The following is a 17,291-nucleotide window of genomic DNA, read 5'->3' on the forward strand; positions in this document are numbered from 1 at the left end:
ATGACGCCCGGAGAAACATAAACTCGGTGATAGAAATTAGTTCGGAGTCGAGTAAATCAGGCGTCGACGGGTCGCTCGAACCGACGAGCACCACGAATCGTCCGCGCCGCGAGCGCGAACACGCCCACGAGGTACGCGCCCCAGTGCCAGCCGACCCCGTCGACGACATCCACGTACTCGACGACGCCGACGACCACGGTCAACGCCGCCACGTACAGTACGTTCGACCCCACGAACCGCGCCAATCCCTCGTCGTCCTCGACGCGCTCGGGGTCGTACCCCGCGACGAGTTCGACCATCCCACCGAAGCGGATGAGCACGCCGAGCAAGCCCACGAAGACGCCGGTCGCGAGTAGTCCGAGCCCCTCGTTCATCGTGTCCGGAACTGACGCCGGAACGATATAAGTCCTGTCGCACCGCGTCGTCGACAACCGCTCGCGAGGGGGTCTCCGACCCGACCACCGTGCTTAAGCGAATCCCCCACGGTGTCGCAGACGTGACGCTCGACCCCGTGCACTACGAGGGCATCGCGCGCCTCGCACGCCGCATCCAGTACGACGTCGACGAGTCCGACCATCGCGACGTCGCCGAGACCGTCTGGAACGAGTACCTCGACCCGCTCGTGTCCGACGGCGACCGCGTCCTCGAACCCATCGAGGACCAGCGCCGGCTCGTCGCCGACGTCGAGGTCGTCGCGCTCGCCGACACCGCGTTCGAGTCCGTGCACGGGCTCGACGCCGGTACAATCAACCCGACGACGTTCTCGAACGGCCTCGTCCTCGACATCGCGCAGGCCGCGATGAGCGCGACGCCGAGCGACCTCGACCTCCACCGCGGCCGGACGATGGTGATGACCGTGCACTCCGCGGACGCCACCGTCGCGTTCGACGAGGACGACTGGACGATGAACGACAGCGGCTACGTCCGCACGCAGATCCGGCAAGCCCCGAGAGTGAACCGCTTCGAGGAAGGGGTCGTGCACGCCCTCTCGCTGTACCGCGCCGAATCCGAGCACGCCCGCACGAACGCGGACGTCGTCGACGACCTCCTCGTCCTCGACGGCCCCATCTACCCGACCGGTCTCCTGCGGTGGGCCGACCAGCACCCCGAACTCAAGACCGTCCTCGAGGAGGAGGACCAGCCGGAGGAGGTCGTCGAGAACTACGTCCGGCTCGTCGAGCGCTTCGTCGAGAAGGACGTGCCGCTCGTCGGGTTCGTGAAGAACCCCGCGGGGAACGCCATCACGCGCGTCGTCCGCGACTCGCTCGGACAGGCGCCGTGGGTCGACGACGCCGCGATGTTCAAACGCCTCCTGGAACGCGGCGAGATGGTCGCCGACGAGGAGCGTCGCGACGCCGACGACGACGGCCCGGCGCCGCGGCGGTTCGAGCGCGACACGAGCGCGCTCACCGCGACGTCGTGGTTCGTCTCCAGGGGCGGCACCGACCGCGTGCTCTCCCGGCACGGCGACGCCCTCGGCGTCGACCGCCGTCTCGACGACGAGGCCTACGAGGTCACGTTCTGCGCGATATACGACCCGCGGACGGACGTCCTCTACCGGCTCGAAGCGCCGTACGCGGTGACGCGCCGCGAGAGCCGACGCGAGGCCCTCCGGCAGTGGGCGCTCGCGTCCGTCGCCGCCGAACGCGGCCCGCCGCTGGCGGTCGGGAAGGCCGACGAACTCGCGAAGATAGGCGGCCGCGAGAAGCGCTCGCTCCGCGAGACCCTCGAGGAGACGTTCCAGTCCCGGCGCGCCCGCCAGTACGACGACGTCAGGTGGGGCGACGAGTAGCGAGCGCGGTCGCCGGCCCCGCCGTCACTCACGCGTGCTCGACCTTCTCGACGCTGACCTCGACCTCGTCGGCGTCGACGCCGATGCGCGCGAACTGCGTGCGGACGTGTTCGTGCGCCGCCTCGACGGCCTGGTCGCGCGTGTCGAACCCGCGCGGCATCGGCGAGTCGAACGCCACGTGGACCTCGCGCCCGTCGACCTCCTGAATGCTCCCGCCGCTCTCGACCTCGTAGAACTCGTCGCAGACCCACACGTACGGCGCGTCCTCGTCGGGCGCACCCTGGAACTGCGGAGCGCGCTCCCCGCGCTCGTAGACGGTGCCGGTCAGCTCGGTCCCGCCGGCAGCGCCGCGGACTAGTAACATGATTTCACTGACGGCCTGCAGCCGAATAAGGGGAGTGGGTCCCACCGACCGAACGAGCATACGACGCCCGCCAGGGCGTCGTTTCTGGCCGTTGGAGGCAGCGACCGGACGAGTGTACGGCACCCGCAAGGGCGTCGTTTCTGGCCGTTCGACGCGTTCCTGGGCGTGCGACGATGGTGTTCGCGTTGCGGGTGGGCGCGCGGTCGTGGGTGCGTGAAAAGGGGTATGGTGCTCGCGGTGTGAGGGTGTGCTATGACTGACCTCGGTGACTTCGGGGACTTCGCTGGTGACGACGAGGACGATGGAGCGGGTGATGAGCCGGAGCCCGCCGCGAGCGCTTCGTCCGACGGTGGTGGGGAGGCGGCGGTCGGTGACGACTTCGAGCGCGTCGACGTGTCGCCGGCGGGGAGCGACGACGGTATCGGGACGGTGGCGGTGTCGGCCGGCCTCCAGATCGCGGAGCGCGAGGAGGACACGCAGCTGCGGGCGTACGTGACGACCGGGAACCGACCGCAGGTCCGCATCGGGAAGTACCTGCTCGTGCCGTATCCGGACGGCGAGAAGCTGTTCTGTCGCATCACGGGCCTGGAGTACGAGCAGGCGTTCGTGAGCGACGACGCGAACGAGATTCACGCGCGTCGCGCGATGCGTCGCGACGGTATCGACGAGGCGGACTACAAGTTCATGGCGACGCTCGAACCGATGAGCGTCATCTTTCGCGACGACAGCGACGACGAGCTGAAGCGCCGGATGGTCGACCGCGTCCCGAAACCGGAGACGGTGGTGCGGGTGGCGAGCGACACCGCGGAGATAAAGACCGGGTTGAAGATGCCGGACGACGGCGTGTTCCTCGGGCATCTCTCCGTCGGCGGGGAGAAGGTTCGGACGGCGGCGGAGCCGCCGACGATCGACTATCGGTTGAAGGACGACTACAGCGAGGGCGACCCGCTCCTGTTCCGGCACACGCTCGTCGCGGGCGGGACCGGGAGCGGGAAGACCCACGGCGCGAAGAACGTCCTCCGGCAGTTCCTCGCGGCCGACCGGACGTACCCGATGGAGGGCGGGCGTGAGAGCCGGCCGGCGGTCGTGATGTTCGACCCGCAGGACGAGTACGCGCAGATGCACGACGACAACCCCGCGGTCGCCGCGGACGACGACTTCCGTCGGCGACTGGAGCGCGAGGGCGTCGCGTACGGCGGCGTCGACGACACGACCGCGTTCGTGCCGAAGGTCGGGTCGGCGACGTACAGCGCCGACCATCATCGCGCGGAGCAGGTCGAGTTCACCATCCCCTTCAGTATGGTGCGGTCGCGGCCGTGGCTCGTCGCGAGCGCCGGCCTGAACGACAACCAGTACCCGGCCTTGAAGTTGCTCCTCGGTCGGTTCTTCGACGATTACGGGTCGTCGGGGACCTACCAGCAGTTCCGGTCGTTCCTCGACGACCCGGCGCTCAAGGAGGAGCTCGACGAGAGCGGGCGCGTGCACGAGGCGACGTTCGACGCCATCAAGCGCCGGACGTACGGGTTCGGGGACGTCTTCGATCAGAGCGCGCGCGCCATCACGGACATGGTGAACGAGTTCGTGCGCCCCGGTGGGTTGAGCGTCGTGCCGACGTACCACGTCACGGATTCGCGGCAGACGACGACGGTCGTGCTCGCGCTGGCGAGCCTGCTCGTCGACCAGAAGCTCTCGAACGACCCGCACTACGAGCGCATCAAGGAGACGCCGCTCGTCCTCGGGATGGACGAGGCGCACAACTTCCTGACGGACGCGGAGGACGTGCAGGCGCGGAAGGTCATCTCGAAGTTCACGGACGCCGCCAAGCAGGGGCGCAAGGAGCGCCTCGGGCTGTTCCTCATCACGCAGGACCCGCAGGACGTCGCCGACCCCGTGTTCAAGCAGGTGAACACGACGGTCGTCTTGAACCTCGGCGACGAGGACGCCATCTCCGCGGTGAACATCCCGAGCAACCTCGAGGACAAGGTGCCGTACATGGAGAAGGGCCAGATGGTGGTGTACTCGCCGGACAACTCCGAGCCCGTCGAGATCGTCGGGCTTCCGAAATGCGTCACGAAGCACGGGCGCTGAGGACCTCGCGCGCCTCGAAGCCCGTGGTAGTCGGTGGGTTCGGTCGCGGTGAACCGTCCTGAACGGTCGAATTACTTATCCCATTCACTGTGCTATCTGTTACCATGTCTGTGCACGTGCTCGTGGCGTACGACGACTCCACGCAGGCCGACCGCGCGCTGGAGTTCGCGCTGGAAGCGTTCCCGGACGCCACCGTCACGCTGCTCACAGTCATCGACCCCGCCGACGCCGGCTCGCGCCGCCGCCTCTCGCTCCCGCCCCTCGGCGACCAGTGGCTCGACCGCGCCCGCGAGGACGCCAGCGACACCCTCGACGACACCGCCGCCCGCGTCCGCGACGCCGACGTCGACGTCGACACCACGATCGAGGTCGGCCGGCCCGCGAACACCATCGTCGGGTACGCCGAGGAGCACGACGTCGACCACGTCGTCATGGGCAGCCACGGCCGGTCGGGCGTCACGCGCATCCTCCTCGGGAGCGTCGCCGAGACCGTCATCCGCCGGTCGTCCGTCCCCGTCACCGTCGCCCGCGACCACCACACGCACGGCGAGGACGTCGCCGAGAACGGGTCGGCATCCGGCGCGTCCGAGGACTCCACGAACGAGGTCTCGGAGGAAGGCTCGGCGTGAACTCGACCGCGTGTCCGTGAGCTCGGCCGCGTGAGCCGTGATTCCGGCCGCGTGAGCCGTGATTCCACTCGTGGAGTCACCAGAACCGACCGAACCCAGCACTTTTGCAGTAATCTTCCGAACAGCTACGGCATGAAAACGAATGAGGGGGACGCCGTGTCCTGGGAGGTGGCGCCCACGGACACGCGATTCGGGCGTCTCTGTGGGTACGCGCTCGTCGGCGTCCTCGGCGCGTTCGCGTTCCTCGCGCTCGCGCTCGTCGCGATCGCCGTCGGTGCCGCCGTTGCAAGCGGCGACGGCGGGACGCTGTTCGTCGTCGTCGTCCTCGTGCTGGTCGGCGGCCCGTTCTCCGTCCTCGGACTCGTCGCGTTCCTCGACGCCGACCAGCGCCCGGACGACTGGTGGCCCACCGAGGCGTTCGACCTCGGCGCACTCCATCCGCTCGGCGTCGCCGTCAGCGTCGCGCTCGCCGCCACGGGACTCGTCGCGACGTTCACCGTCGAGACGGTCCTCGCGCTCGCGGCATATCCGCTCGTCGCCGTCCTCTTCCTCGCGTCGATGGGACTCGCCATCGGCGGCCCGTCGGGGCGCGTCGACCGCGACGCCGACACGCTCACCGTCCACGGGAACACGCATCCGCTCGCCGACCTCTCGTCGGTCCGCGCGCTCGACGTCGGCGGCCTCGTCCTCGTCCACCCGCGGTTCGTCGCCCGCCCCGGCGGCCGCGACGCACCCGCCCTGTTCACGATACCGAGCGACGCCTACGACCGGGTTCGCGACGACCTCGACGCCGGCGTCGCCGCCGACAGCACCGTCGACGCCACGCGCTCGCGCAGCGACCGCGTCGCAACCGGCGCCGCCGGCGTCGGTTCGCTCGTGCTCGCCGTCGCGCTCGTCGCACTCGGTGCGACCAGCAGCGTCGACGGCGCCGAAATCCTCTACTTCGTCGCGAGCTTCCCCACCTTCTTCGGCGTCCTCTTCCTCGCGCTCGCCGCACGACGCCGAGCGTGAGCGACCGCTCGCGGCCGCCGGGTCACGCCCGACGCGCCGACCGCGCCACGCCGTCCGATGCCGGTCGCGCTACGCGACCCGATACCGGCCGCCGTCGGTCGCTTCGAGTTCGCCCAGGAGCGCGAGCCAGTCGAGCTCGCGCCCGACCGTGTCGCCCCAGACCTCGCGCCAGTTCGTCGGGTACTTGTTGCGCTCGTACTGCGGGACGCCCTCGGCGACCGACTCGAACACCGCGTCCGCCGACAGCGGCTCGTCCGCACTCGCGACCGCCTCGCGGACCGCGGGCGCGAGGTAGACGCCGTCGAGGAACCGGTCCGCGAGCGCGTCCGCGGTCACGTCCTCGCGAGTGCGGGCGTACCCGCGCTCGTGCTCCGCGACGAGCCCGAGCGCGCGCAGGAACGTCAACCACTTCGCGGCCTCGTCCCGGTCCGGGAACCCGACGCGCTCCATCAGCCGCGCACAGCAGTCGTCCTGCGTATCCGGCACCAGCGGGACCGCCCGCCGACACTCGAACACGCGCTCGACCGACGTCGGCGCACGCGGCACGTGCTTGAAACGCATCCCGACCTACCCCTGGAGGTCGAAGCTCTCCGCGAGCAGTTCCTCGTCCGTCTCGCCGAACACGTGCGTCGGGCCGCCGCGGACGTCGACCGTGACCTTCGCCGGCGCGAACACGTCCTTCGGAATCTGCTGGAAGTTCCAGCCCTGCTCGTCGAACACCTCCATGAACGGCTTCCCGTACGTCTCGCTCGCCGTGCTCGCCACCTCGTCGAACCGGTCGAATCCCTGGTCGACCACGAGATGCACCTCGCCGCCGTACGCGAGCGCGTCGTTCGTGCGCGCCATCGCCTCGTCCTCCGTCGGCGCGACCGGCGCGACCGGTGCGCGAGCGTTCACCGACAGGACAGAGAGCGGGTCGTACCCGAGCTCCGCGAGGCGGAAGGTCGCGAGCTCGCCCGCGCGCGCCGCCATGCTCACGCTCCCCGCCATGCTCGCCGTCGGGAACGCCAGCAGGAACACGCTCTCGACGTTCGTCTCCGTCAGCTCCGCGACGTGCTCCGCCACCGCCTCCTCGGGCAGCGTCTCCGTCTCCACCGCGAGCGCCGTCAGGTCGAACGCGTCGTGGTACCCGATCGTCCGGAAGACGTCCTCCTCGCCGACGAGCGCGCGCGCCGGCCCGCTCCCGAGCCCCTCGAAGTCGTCGATGCTGACCTCCCAGCCCGCCTTCTGCGAGCACAGGAGGGCGTACGCCGGATGATCCGTCGTCAACTCGACGTGACTCAACGGCGCTCCAGCCACGTCACCGAGCTCCGACTGGACGGTCGCCAGCCCCGCGGTCTGTATCTCCGAGAGGAGAAGTCCCGCCTCCAGCCCGCCGTCGAAGTCGACGCCGAAGTCGAGGACCGTCGCCTCGTTGTCCAGTTCGAACGCCCCAACGTGCAACTGCTCCGCGAAGTCGATGGCCTCGTCGACGAGCTCGATGGCCATCCGATTCAGGCTCTGCATACCCCCGCTAGCGCGCGCTCACGAATAAAAGACGTCAGTCTGGCGCAGGCGACGACCGCAGGGAGTCGCCGAACGAGCGCCGCGGCGACCGGAGGGAGCCGCGGTGCTCGCGGGCAGGCGGAATCGCTCGCAAGTCAGTCCTGGGTCGAGCGCGCGTCGCGACCGAGCTCCGTCTCGACGCGGTCGACCTTCGCCCGAGCGGTCGTCTCGACCGTCCGCTTGTCGTCCAGCTTCAGGAACGTGGACACGCGGTCGCCGTCGACGGCGGCGTGCGCGGCGTTCGCGGCCGCGAACACCGTCTCCGCGTCGTCGGCCTCGATGGTCGTTCCCATCGGCGTCGTCTCGTACGCCACGTCGAAGTCCTCGAGCGCGGCGACGGCCTTCGCGACCTCGCCAGCCATGCTGTCCTCCGTGACCGGTGCGACCGACAGGAACGCGACGCAGGTCATACCCGAGGGTACGTCGAGCGCGACCGAAAGCCCGTCGACTGCCGCGGCCCCCGTGGTCGGCGGGGCGTCACTCGTCGTAGAGCGACACCGTCACCATCCCGTCGAAGTTCAGGAGGATGCGCTGCGTGGCGTCGCCGAAGAACGCCTTCCCGCTCGGTGACCGGCGGCGACCGGCGACGAAGACGTGATCGCAGTCCTCGTCCTCCGCGACCTCGATGGCGTCCTGTTCGAGGTGGCCGACGATGCCGCGGTACTCGACGTCGACGTCGTGCTCCTCGACGACTCGACGGCCCGCCTCCTTCGCGATGTGGGTCGCCTCGCGCTCGGCCTCGTTGATGGAGAACGCCCCGCCGCCGCTCCCGGTCTCCATCCGCGTCGCCATCCGCTCCTCGTACTCGTCCTCGGGCATCACGTGCAGGAGCACGAGCTCCGCATCGACGCCCTCGCACAGCTCGACCGCCTCCTCGACGAGTTCCTCCGTCGCACCTGTATCCACTCGAACTACTGCCAGCGCTTTCTCCATATCCCGACTTGTCACGGGGTTTCCGGAAAAGCGTTTCCAGTACACGTCAACGTCCCACGAGCCACCACGGACCACGGTCTCGACGGTCGAACGCGACCGCTCCCAGGGGCGAACCCGACGGGACGCGACGGGACGCCGACCGCTACGCGACCGACGCATCCGGCCCTGTACGCGAGTAGGTGCGAGATTCCTCGAGAAAGGTCGCTGTATCGCGAACCGCGGTGGCCTCCCCGGTTCGAGCGCGCGCTCGAAGTAACCCGGCGTAGCTCCAGGTAATCCGGCGTAACTCGACACGGACGTGCGAGAACCGGCATATAACAAGCAGTTCTCGCGTCGTAGGACGCCACTGGGATGTCACGAGACCGACTCACACGACCGATCGGTACCGCACGACGGAACGTCATGAAGGCGCTCGGTGCCGGCGCGGCTCTCGGCGCACTCGGCTGGTCGACGCTCGGCGCCGGCGGGGGAGACACCGGGGGGACGTCGACGGTGACCGACCTCGACGAACACACCGGGACCGTCCACGACGTCCAGACGCTCATCAGCGGCCCACCGTCGAACCCGGACCGTCCCGCGGACTTCTTCTACGAACCCACCGGCCTCCACGTCGCCCCCGGAGACGTCGTCAGGTGGACGTTCACGACGCCCGACCACAACGTCGTCGGCATACATCCCGCGTTCGGGATGCGGCGACGCGTCCCGCTCGGCGTCGACGCGTTCTCCTCGCCACTCATGGGCTTCCGACCGGACACGATCCCCGGCGACATGGTCGAACCGCCAGCGCCACCCGCCGAGGAAGGTGGCAGCGACGGGAACGAGACGACCGGGACCGTGACCGGGACGATGACCGAGACGACTGGGACCGGGACGACTGGGACCGAGACCGGGACGACGATGACGGGAACCACCGACGGCGGCGACGGTGGTGCGATGCCAGCCGGGCCCGTTCCGGACACGTGGCTGCTCTCCTTGCAAACCCCCGGCGTCTACGACATCATCTGCTCGCCGCACGAAGGGTTCGGGATGGCGATGCGGATCGTCGTCGGCGACGAGACCACCGCGCCGTTCGAGACGAGCGACCCCGAAGCCCTCCCCGAGCCGCGAGCCGGTCCCGTCGGACTCTCCCGCGTCACCCTCACCGACCCCGCACTCCAGCCGGAGACCGTCGTCGAACGGGGTACCGTCTCCTGGTCCGACCTCGAATCGGTCGGCGGCGAGGACGAGGGAGACGACGACGGTGACGACGAAGGCGATGGCACCGAGGCGGGGACCGGAACCACCGGAACGGAGGCCGGCGGAACCACGTATTGAACGGGCCACTGGCCGCGCGTCGCCCGGTACGGACCGAGGCGTCGATGGCGCGGCCGGCGCGAGCCCTTCCATCGCGTCGCCCCTAGCAACGAGGTCACGTTCTGGGCAACAGCCCTTTGGCGGATACTACGTAACTCCCGTACAGACGGGGGATGCAATCCGAACAAGACGACTCAGGCGGGGGACGGACAGTGCCGAAAGCGATCGTTCACAAGCAGATACTCGACGTCGCCGAAGACCGCCCGGACGACTCCATCGAGGAACTCGCCGAGAACGTGACGGGGGCGTCACCGTCGCTCGTCGAACGCGTCCTCGAGGACTACGGCGACCCGTCGGCGAGTCCCGATGAGACGGTGGGGAGCAGCGGTGACGCGTCCGCGGCCGCCTCCGACGGAAGCGGACTGACCATGCCTCCGGCGAGCGACGCGGACGAGGACGCGACCACGGCGACGCCCGCCGGCTGGAACGACGACGGACTCGACGTGGACGACGACGATGACGGACCGGACGCGAACGCGGCCAACGGTGGAGCCGACGCGGACGTCCCTGAGGCCGAAACGGACGTGGACGCGACCGCTGACGATGGTAAAGTCGGTGAGACGAACGCGGACGACACGGCGCCCGACCGGGTCGAGGCACTGACCGACCGCCAGCGCGAGTACCTCGCGGCGATCCGAGCCCGACCCGACGCGACCCAGAGCGAGATCGCGGCATCGTTCGACGTGAGTCAGGCGACGGTCAGCACGCAACTCAATGCCATCGACGACTTCGACTGGGCGAACCGCGAGTCGTACGTCGCGGAACTCGCGCTCGACGAACCCGCCCCGAGCGAGGACCAGGTCACCACCGACAACGCCGAGAGCACGCCCGAGACTCGGGAGAGTGCGCCAGACGAGGACGCGACGGTGAGCGAATCGGCCGAAAGCACACCATCATCGCCGGCGACGAGCGACGTCGTTGCGAGCGACCCCGACAGAGCCGACGCCGACGTGGAGCGCCCCGGCGCGCTCGCCGCGAGCGAGACGGTGACCGAGGGGGTCAACGACGGGGCCGCGGAGACGTCAGCCGAACCTGATGTCGAACCGGCCGAGGAACCATCGACCAGCGAGTCGACCGACGTCGACCGAGCGGTCGCGACCGCACTCGCGGAGACGCAGCCCACGCGGTCACCGGACGACGACCGCACGGACGTCGGCGCCCTCGCCGACGCCGTCGACGACCTCGCTGCCACCGTCGGCGGACTCGAACAATGCGTCGAGGACACGGCGAGGGAAGGACCCACAACGGACTCACCACTCCAGGACACCGAACTCGCGGCCAAGGTCATCCACGCCACCGTCCGCTCGGACACCATCGACGAGACGGACACCCTCGCCGCCATCGAACGCCTTACCACACACGACGAGGAGTGACCGCGACCGCGGAACGTCCGCGTCGCTCAACCACTCGTTCTCCGCACGAACCCCACGGCCGACTCGCCCACCGACCAACCCGACCGAACCGCTAAGCGACGCTTGTCGGCGTCGGCATGGAGAGAACTGCGCAGACGGGATTTGAACCCTGAGAGTCGCAGCGACCGAGCGAAGCGAGGTCGACCGTCTCACAACGGTTCAAATTCAGAATCCCGACCTTCGCGCTTTCAGACTCTCGCACCGCTCGTCGTTTCGAAAGTACGAGAATGCGCAGACGGGGATTTGAACCCCGGTTGTGACCATGGCAAGGTCACGTGATACCACTACACTACCTGCGCGCGGTATCGCTTTCGCGTACCTAATCGTAGTGGCCGGGTTACAGATAAGGGTTCCGAATCGACGCGACATCGTGACGGGAAACCAGCACACGGCGCCGGGGTCGAGAAGAGGGAGTAATATTTCACTTCGTACGCGAGCGCTCGCGCGACGCACGGCCACTCGAACTGTGATCGCGACGGCGTCTCGCTCGAGCCGGAAGCGCGACGCCGCAACGGCACTCGACGCCCCGCACGTATATCGGTCGTTCTGACACTTCGCCCCGTGGCCGTGGAACACCAACCCACGGCAAGCCGTCTCCTTGTGAACGCGAAACACGCGGCTAGTGGGCTGAGAGCGGCTCACAACACCGAAAACAATCCGGCACCCTTTTATGCCGCGTTCGAATACAATCGGCACAGTCTAGTGACGAGGCGAGAAAGCGTCACGGCATGACCACCAGCGTACTCGTGCCGTCCTCACTCACCCGGGAAGCCGAGGACAAACGCGAGGCAACTCGCAAACTCGGTTACGTCGCCCGCGCGGCGACGATCTTCCGGGCGGACCGACTCGTCGTCTTCCCCGACGAAGACGGCGAACGGAAACGAGGCGGCGACTTCGTACGCACCGTACTCGAATACGCCGCAACGCCCCCCTACCTCAAACGCGAGGCCTGGGGAAAACGGCCCGAACTCGAGTACGTCGGTGTCCTGCCGCCGCTTCTCCCGGCGTCACAGACCGGCTCCGAATCGAACGATTCGGAGTCGTTAAGACAGGGAATCGTGACCGAGGTCGGACCTGAAGGGCGCGTCCGGGTCAATTGCGGACTGCAACACCCGATCTCCCTCAACGTCCCTCCGGAGATGGAGGTGGCTGAGGGAGAGCGCGTGACCGTCAGGGTCTCTTCGAGACGACCGGTTCGTGCGCGACTCGTCGACGCCCCGCTTCCGGGGTTCGAGGTGTCGCAATCGACCATATCGGCAGCACTCGGCCGTGAGGACGCAGGCGTGACCATCGCCGCTTCGCGACACGGGGAGGAGCTCTCCGTGTCCAGGCTGGACACGCTCGCCGGGCGCATCCAGGAGGACGGAACGACCGTCGTCTTCGGGGCGCCCGACAGAGGGCTGCCGCCGATCCTCGGCGTCGACGCCGACGCCGTGGACTCGAACACCGTCGAATCCGGTGACCTACCCGGGTTCGACCTCTGGGTGAATTCGATTCCGAACCAGGGCAGCGAGGTCGTGCGAACCGAAGAAGCGTTGTTCGCGACACTCGGCTGCCTCACCCTAACGAGGTAACAGCATGCCACAACCAAGCAGACCACGCAAAGGCTCGCTCGGATTCGGCCCACGAGTGCGCGCGTCTAGCGAGACGCCGCGATTCAACTCGTGGCCCGAGGACGATGGACAGCCGACGCTGCAGGCTTTCGCCGGCTACAAGGCCGGCATGACGCACGTGGTGATGATCAACGACGAGTCCGACTCCCCCCGCGAAGGGATGGAGGAGACCGTCCCCGTGACCATCATCGAGACCCCGCCGATGAAGGCGGTCGCCCTGCGAGCGTACGAGAACACACCTTACGGCAAGCAGCCGCTCACCGAAGTCTGGGCGCCCGAGGTCGACGACGACCTCGACCGCGTCCTCGACGTCCCGGAGGACGTCGACTTCGAGACGAAGGCCGACGCGTTCCGCGCGACCGTCGACGAGGCGGACATCGCGGACGTCCGTGCCATCACGCACACGACGCCGCGGAGCGTCCCGTCGGTCCCGAAGAAGAAGCCGGACGTCATGGAGACCCGCATCGGCGGTGGCTCCATCGACGACCGCGTCGACTACGGCCTCGAACTCCTCGAGGACGGCGGCGCGCACGACACCACGGACGTCTTCCGCGAGGGCGAACTCGCCGACGTCGCCGGTGTCACGAAAGGCAAGGGCACCCAGGGTCCCGTCAAGCGCTGGGGCGTCCAGAAGCGGAAGGGCAAGCACGCCCGCCAGGGATGGCGGCGCCGCATCGGGAACCTCGGTCCGTGGAACCCGAGCCGCGTCCGCTCGACGGTCCCCCAGCAGGGGCAGACGGGTTACCACCAGCGCACCGAGCTCAACAAGCGTATCCTCGGGCTCGGTGACGGTGACGACGCGAACGTGGACGGCGGCTTCGTCAACTACGGCGAGGTCGACGGTCCGTACACGCTCGTCAAGGGGAGCGTGCCTGGTCCCGACCAGCGCCTGCTCCGACTTCGTCCGGCCATCCGACCGAACGAGCAACCGCGCCTCGACCCCGAGGTCCGGTACGTCTCCACAGCATCGAACCAGGGCTAAATCATGAACGCGACAATCTACGACCTGGACGGCGACGAGTCCGACTCGCTCGAGCTGCCGGAGGTCTTCGGGACGCAGTACCGCCCGGACCTCATCAAGCGAGCGGTCGGCGTCGCACAGGCAAACGCGAAGCAGGACTACGGAGCTGACCCGAACGCGGGTCTCCGGACGTCCGCGGAATCGCCCGGCTCCGGGCGTGGCATGGCGCACGTGCCGCGCACGAACGGTCAGGCTGCGCGCGTCCCCCAGACTGTCGGGGGTCGCAAGGCGCATCCGCCGAAGGCCGAGAAAGACCAGGGGAAGTCGATCAACGACAAGGAACGCAAGCTCGCGTTCCGGTCGGCGGTCGCGGCGACCGTGGACGAAGCGCGCGTGGCCGAGCGCGGTCACGCGTTCGACGACGACCTCGACCTGCCCGTCGTCGTGTCCGACGAGTTCGAGGATCTCGCGAAGACCAAGGAGGTCGTCGCGCTCCTCGAAGCGCTCGGTCTCGACGCGGACGTCGAGCGGGCCGACGAGGGTCGGTCGGTTCGTGCAGGCCAGGGGAAGGCCCGTGGCCGGAAGTACACGGAGCCGAAGTCCGTGCTGTTCGTCACGTCCAGTGACGCTGGCCCGTCGAAGGCCGCACGGAACCTCGCGGGCGCCGACGTCGCCACCGCGGCGAACGTCGACGTCTCCGACCTCGCGCCCGGCACGCACGCCGGTCGTCTCACCGTCTGGACCGAGTCCGCGGTCGAGGAGGTGAACGAGCGATGAGCGCCGACATCATTCGGTTCCCGCTCGTCACCGAGAAGGCGATGAACGCGATGGACTTCGAGAACAAGCTCCAGTTCGTCGTGCACGACGAAGCCTCGAAGATCGACGTCCGCGACGCCGTCGAGTCGCAGTTCGAGGTCGACGTGAACGACGTGAACACGATGATCACGATGAAGGGCCAGAAGAAGGCGATCGTTCGTCTGAGCGAGGACGACGACGCGCAGGAAGTGGCCTCCCGCATCGGGGTGTTCTAAGAATGGGACGCAGAATCCAGGGTCAGCGACGCGGTCGTGGTGGCTCGACGTTCCGAGCCCCCAGTCACCGCTACAAGGCTGACCTCTCGCACAAGAAGCTCGAGGAATCGGACGTCGTCGCGGGCGAGGTCGTCGACATCGAGCACGACCCCGCTCGCTCCGCGCCCGTCGCGGCCGTCGAGTTCGAGGACGGCGACCGCCGCCTCGTGCTCGCGCCCGAAGGGATCGCGGTCGGCGACGAACTGCAGGTCGGTATCTCCTCGGAGATCAAGCCCGGTAACACGATGCCGCTGGCGGAGATCCCCGAGGGCGTTCCCGTGTGTAACGTGGAGCGCCAGCCGGGTGACGGTGGGAAGTTCGCGCGTGCGTCGGGTACGAGCGCGGACCTCATCACGCACGACCGCGACGCCGCGGTCGTGCAGTTGCCCAGTGGCGAGATGAAGCGCCTGTCGCCGGACTGCCGCGCCACGGTCGGCGTGGTCGCCGGTGGCGGTCGGACGGAGAAGCCGTTCGTGAAGGCCGGGAACAAGTACCACAAGATGCGTGCTCGCGGTGGCAAGTGGCCGACCGTGCGTGGTGTCGCGATGAACGCCGTCGACCACCCGTTCGGTGGCGGTGGCCGCCAGCACCCGGGTCAGCCCAAGTCCGTGTCGCGGAACGCGCCGCCGGGCCGGAAGGTCGGCGACATCTCCTCCCGACGGACGGGACGGGGTGGTAACAAATGACGAATCAGGAATACCGAACCGGCCGGGACGAGGACGAGGAGTTCACGTACCGCGGCCACACGCTCGACGAACTCCAGGCACTCGACCTGGATGACGTCGCGGAACTGCTGCCCGCTCGACAGCGGCGAAGTATCGAACGCGGCCTCTCCGTGGAGAAGCAGAAGCTCCTCGAAGCGGCTCGCGACGCGACCGAAGAGGAAACCGCGAACGACCCGCTCCGCACGCACCTGCGCGACATGGTCGTGCTGCCGGAGTTCGTCGGCCTCACGTTCGCCGTGTACAACGGCCAGGAGTTCGAGCGCGTTCGAGTGGAGCCCGAGATGATCGGGCACTACCTCGGCGAGTTCCAGCTCACGCGGACGTCCGTCGAGCACGGACAGGCCGGTATCGGGGCGACGCGGTCCTCGAAGTTCGTGCCACTCAAGTAAACCATGGGAATCAGTTACAGCGTCGACGCGGATCCGGATTCGACGGCGAAAGCCATGCTCCGGGAGCGTCACATGAGCAACAAGCACAGCAAGGCCATCGCGCGAGAGATCAAGGGGATGACCGTCGCGGACGCGCAAGCGTACCTCGACGACGTCATCGCCGGCGACCGCTCGGTGCCGTTCAAGCAGCACAACAGCGGTGTCGGTCATCGGAGCGACATCGACGGCTGGGACGCCGGTCGCTTCCCCGAGAAGGCCAGCAAGGCGTTCAAGGAACTGCTCACGAACGTCGCCGCGAACGCGGACCATCAGGGGTTCGACGGCGAGGCGATGGAGATCGCGCACTGTGCGGCACACAAGGTCGGTGAGTCCCAGGGCCGCAAGCCCCGTGCGATGGGGCGTGCGTCGCCGTGGAACACGCCGGAGGTCGACGTCGAGATCGTCGTCGAGGAGGTCGAAGCATAATGGCTGACGAACACCAATTCATCCAGGACGGGATGCAGCGCTCCCAGATCGACGAGTTCTTCGCTGAAGAGCTCGGTCGCGCCGGCTACGGCGGCATGGAGATGGCGCCGACGCCGATGGGGATGCAAATCGTCCTCAAGGCGGAGAAGCCCGGGATGGTCATCGGGAAGGGTGGGAAGAACATCCGGAAGGTCACCACCCAGCTCGAGGAGCGATTCAACCTCGAGGACCCCCAGATCGACGTGCAGGAGGTCGACGAACCCGACCTGAACGCGCGCATCGTCGCGGACCGTCTCGCGAACGCGCTCGAGCGTGGCTGGTACTTCCGGAAGGCCGGTCACACGACGCTCGAACGCATCATGGACGCCGGCGCGCTCGGCGCCGAGATCGTCCTGAGCGGGAAGGTCACTGGCGCGCGTTCGCGCGTCGAGAAGTTCAACGACGGGTATATCAAGCACAACGGCGAGCCCGCAGAGGAGGTCGTCGACCACGGCCAGGGCGTCGCGGTGATGAAGCTCGGCACCATCGGTGTCGACGTGAAGATCATCCCGCCGGGCGCGGAACTCCCGGACGACTTCGGTGTCCACGAGGACATGGACGTGAACGAGGTCGCGCCGGAGGCCGTCGAGGTCAACGAAGCGGCGGACCTCATCGAGGAGCCCGACGACGAAGAGCTCGCTGAGATCCAGGAGGACGTCCAAGAGGCCGAGGACGACGTGTCCGCGGACGCCGACGACGAAGACGTCGACGCGGTCGACGAGGACGTCGTCGAGGAGGTCATCGAAGAGGACCTCGACGAGGAGGTCGTCGACGAGGACGTCGACGTCCCGACCGACGACGACATCGAGGAGGACTTCGAGGATCTCGACGAGGCCGTCGAAGCCGAAGCCGAAGAGCTCATGGACGAGATGGACGACGAAGCAGAGGATACGGAGGAGTAA

General features: G+C 68.2%; 20 protein-coding genes and 1 tRNA gene. 14 read left to right on the forward strand and 7 right to left on the reverse strand.

Going from position 1 to position 17,291, the window contains the following annotated elements; all coding sequences use genetic code 11:
• Positions 1-56: 56 nt before the first annotated feature.
• Entirely contained in the window at positions 57-374 is a 318-nt protein-coding gene (locus tag SM754_RS07585) for a DUF3784 domain-containing protein (protein ID WP_323675623.1), read from the reverse strand.
• A 122-nt stretch (positions 375-496) separates the two neighbouring features.
• Here SM754_RS07585 and SM754_RS07590 point away from each other — a divergent pair, with 122 nt between their 5' ends.
• Positions 497-1,792, forward strand: coding sequence for a DNA double-strand break repair nuclease NurA (locus tag SM754_RS07590; RefSeq protein WP_323675624.1), 1,296 nt, complete (start codon positions 497-499; stop codon positions 1,790-1,792).
• 28 nt (positions 1,793-1,820) lie between these two features.
• Here SM754_RS07590 and SM754_RS07595 read toward each other — a convergent pair whose 3' ends face one another.
• On the reverse strand, positions 1,821-2,156 hold the full coding sequence (locus SM754_RS07595) for a DUF7113 family protein (RefSeq protein WP_323675625.1): 336 nt from the start codon (positions 2,154-2,156) through the stop codon (positions 1,821-1,823).
• A gap of 252 nt (positions 2,157-2,408) precedes the next feature.
• Between SM754_RS07595 and SM754_RS07600 the strand changes: the two genes are divergently transcribed.
• From SM754_RS07600 to SM754_RS07610, 3 genes are all read left to right on the forward strand, one after another.
• On the forward strand, positions 2,409-4,244 hold the full coding sequence (locus SM754_RS07600; protein ID WP_323675626.1) for an ATP-binding protein: 1,836 nt from the start codon (positions 2,409-2,411) through the stop codon (positions 4,242-4,244).
• Between the two features lie 104 nt (positions 4,245-4,348).
• Positions 4,349-4,873, forward strand: coding sequence for a universal stress protein (locus SM754_RS07605; RefSeq protein WP_323675627.1), 525 nt, complete (start codon positions 4,349-4,351; stop codon positions 4,871-4,873).
• A gap of 132 nt (positions 4,874-5,005) precedes the next feature.
• Positions 5,006-5,884, forward strand: coding sequence for a hypothetical protein (locus SM754_RS07610; protein ID WP_323675628.1), 879 nt, complete (start codon positions 5,006-5,008; stop codon positions 5,882-5,884).
• A gap of 69 nt (positions 5,885-5,953) precedes the next feature.
• Here the strand turns inward: SM754_RS07610 and SM754_RS07615 are convergent, their stop codons facing one another.
• The 4 genes from SM754_RS07615 to SM754_RS07630 form a co-directional block, all read right to left on the reverse strand.
• Positions 5,954-6,445, reverse strand: coding sequence for a double winged helix-containing putative transcriptional regulator (locus SM754_RS07615; RefSeq protein ID WP_323675629.1), 492 nt, complete (start codon positions 6,443-6,445; stop codon positions 5,954-5,956).
• 6 nt (positions 6,446-6,451) lie between these two features.
• A complete protein-coding gene (mch, locus tag SM754_RS07620) occupies positions 6,452-7,390 on the reverse strand; it encodes a methenyltetrahydromethanopterin cyclohydrolase (RefSeq protein ID WP_323675630.1) in 939 nt (312 codons plus the stop codon).
• 134 nt (positions 7,391-7,524) lie between these two features.
• Positions 7,525-7,839: a thiamine-binding protein gene (locus SM754_RS07625; protein WP_323675631.1), complete on the reverse strand. Its 315-nt coding sequence runs from the start codon at positions 7,837-7,839 to the stop codon at positions 7,525-7,527.
• A gap of 67 nt (positions 7,840-7,906) precedes the next feature.
• Positions 7,907-8,362: a universal stress protein gene (locus SM754_RS07630; protein ID WP_323675632.1), complete on the reverse strand. Its 456-nt coding sequence runs from the start codon at positions 8,360-8,362 to the stop codon at positions 7,907-7,909.
• Positions 8,363-8,764: 402 nt separating this feature from the next.
• Between SM754_RS07630 and SM754_RS07635 the strand changes: the two genes are divergently transcribed.
• Both SM754_RS07635 and SM754_RS07640 read left to right on the forward strand, forming a co-directional pair.
• The gene (locus SM754_RS07635; RefSeq protein ID WP_323675633.1) at positions 8,765-9,676 is read left to right on the forward strand and encodes a hypothetical protein; all 912 of its coding nucleotides are present in this window, start codon (positions 8,765-8,767) and stop codon (positions 9,674-9,676) included.
• A gap of 191 nt (positions 9,677-9,867) precedes the next feature.
• On the forward strand, positions 9,868-11,088 hold the full coding sequence (locus tag SM754_RS07640) for a hypothetical protein (RefSeq protein WP_323675634.1): 1,221 nt from the start codon (positions 9,868-9,870) through the stop codon (positions 11,086-11,088).
• Positions 11,089-11,355: 267 nt separating this feature from the next.
• Here the strand turns inward: SM754_RS07640 and SM754_RS07645 are convergent.
• Positions 11,356-11,426, reverse strand: a tRNA-Gly gene (locus SM754_RS07645).
• A gap of 429 nt (positions 11,427-11,855) precedes the next feature.
• On the opposite strand from SM754_RS07645, the gene SM754_RS07650 reads away from it, so the two are divergent.
• From SM754_RS07650 to SM754_RS07685, 8 genes are read left to right on the forward strand one after another with little or no spacing between them, the layout of a single operon-like run.
• Positions 11,856-12,701 (forward strand): putative RNA uridine N3 methyltransferase, encoded by an 846-nt coding sequence (locus tag SM754_RS07650; protein ID WP_323675635.1) that lies wholly within the window; start codon positions 11,856-11,858, stop codon positions 12,699-12,701.
• 4 nt (positions 12,702-12,705) lie between these two features.
• Positions 12,706-13,722 (forward strand): 50S ribosomal protein L3, encoded by a 1,017-nt coding sequence (locus SM754_RS07655; RefSeq protein WP_323675636.1) that lies wholly within the window; start codon positions 12,706-12,708, stop codon positions 13,720-13,722.
• Positions 13,723-13,725: 3 nt separating this feature from the next.
• Complete coding sequence (rpl4p, locus tag SM754_RS07660) at positions 13,726-14,478, forward strand: 50S ribosomal protein L4 (protein WP_323675637.1); 753 nt, start codon at positions 13,726-13,728, stop codon at positions 14,476-14,478.
• Positions 14,475-14,732, forward strand: coding sequence for a 50S ribosomal protein L23 (locus SM754_RS07665; RefSeq protein ID WP_323675638.1), 258 nt, complete (start codon positions 14,475-14,477; stop codon positions 14,730-14,732). Before rpl4p ends, SM754_RS07665 begins: the two co-directional genes overlap by 4 nt.
• A 2-nt stretch (positions 14,733-14,734) precedes the next feature.
• Positions 14,735-15,457 (forward strand): 50S ribosomal protein L2, encoded by a 723-nt coding sequence (locus tag SM754_RS07670; protein WP_227133674.1) that lies wholly within the window; start codon positions 14,735-14,737, stop codon positions 15,455-15,457.
• Positions 15,454-15,885, forward strand: coding sequence for a 30S ribosomal protein S19 (locus tag SM754_RS07675; RefSeq protein ID WP_323675639.1), 432 nt, complete (start codon positions 15,454-15,456; stop codon positions 15,883-15,885). Before SM754_RS07670 ends, SM754_RS07675 begins: the two co-directional genes overlap by 4 nt.
• 3 nt (positions 15,886-15,888) lie before the next feature.
• Positions 15,889-16,350 carry a 50S ribosomal protein L22 gene (locus tag SM754_RS07680; protein ID WP_323675640.1) on the forward strand — a complete coding sequence of 154 codons (462 nt, stop codon included), beginning with the start codon at positions 15,889-15,891 and terminating at the stop codon, positions 16,348-16,350.
• The gene (locus tag SM754_RS07685; RefSeq protein WP_323675641.1) at positions 16,350-17,291 is read left to right on the forward strand and encodes a 30S ribosomal protein S3; all 942 of its coding nucleotides are present in this window, start codon (positions 16,350-16,352) and stop codon (positions 17,289-17,291) included. The genes SM754_RS07680 and SM754_RS07685 overlap by 1 nt, the downstream gene beginning before the upstream one ends.

The sequence above is a fragment of the Halorubellus amylolyticus genome (genome assembly GCF_034808145.1).
Lineage (GTDB): Archaea > Halobacteriota > Halobacteria > Halobacteriales > Natrialbaceae > Halorubellus.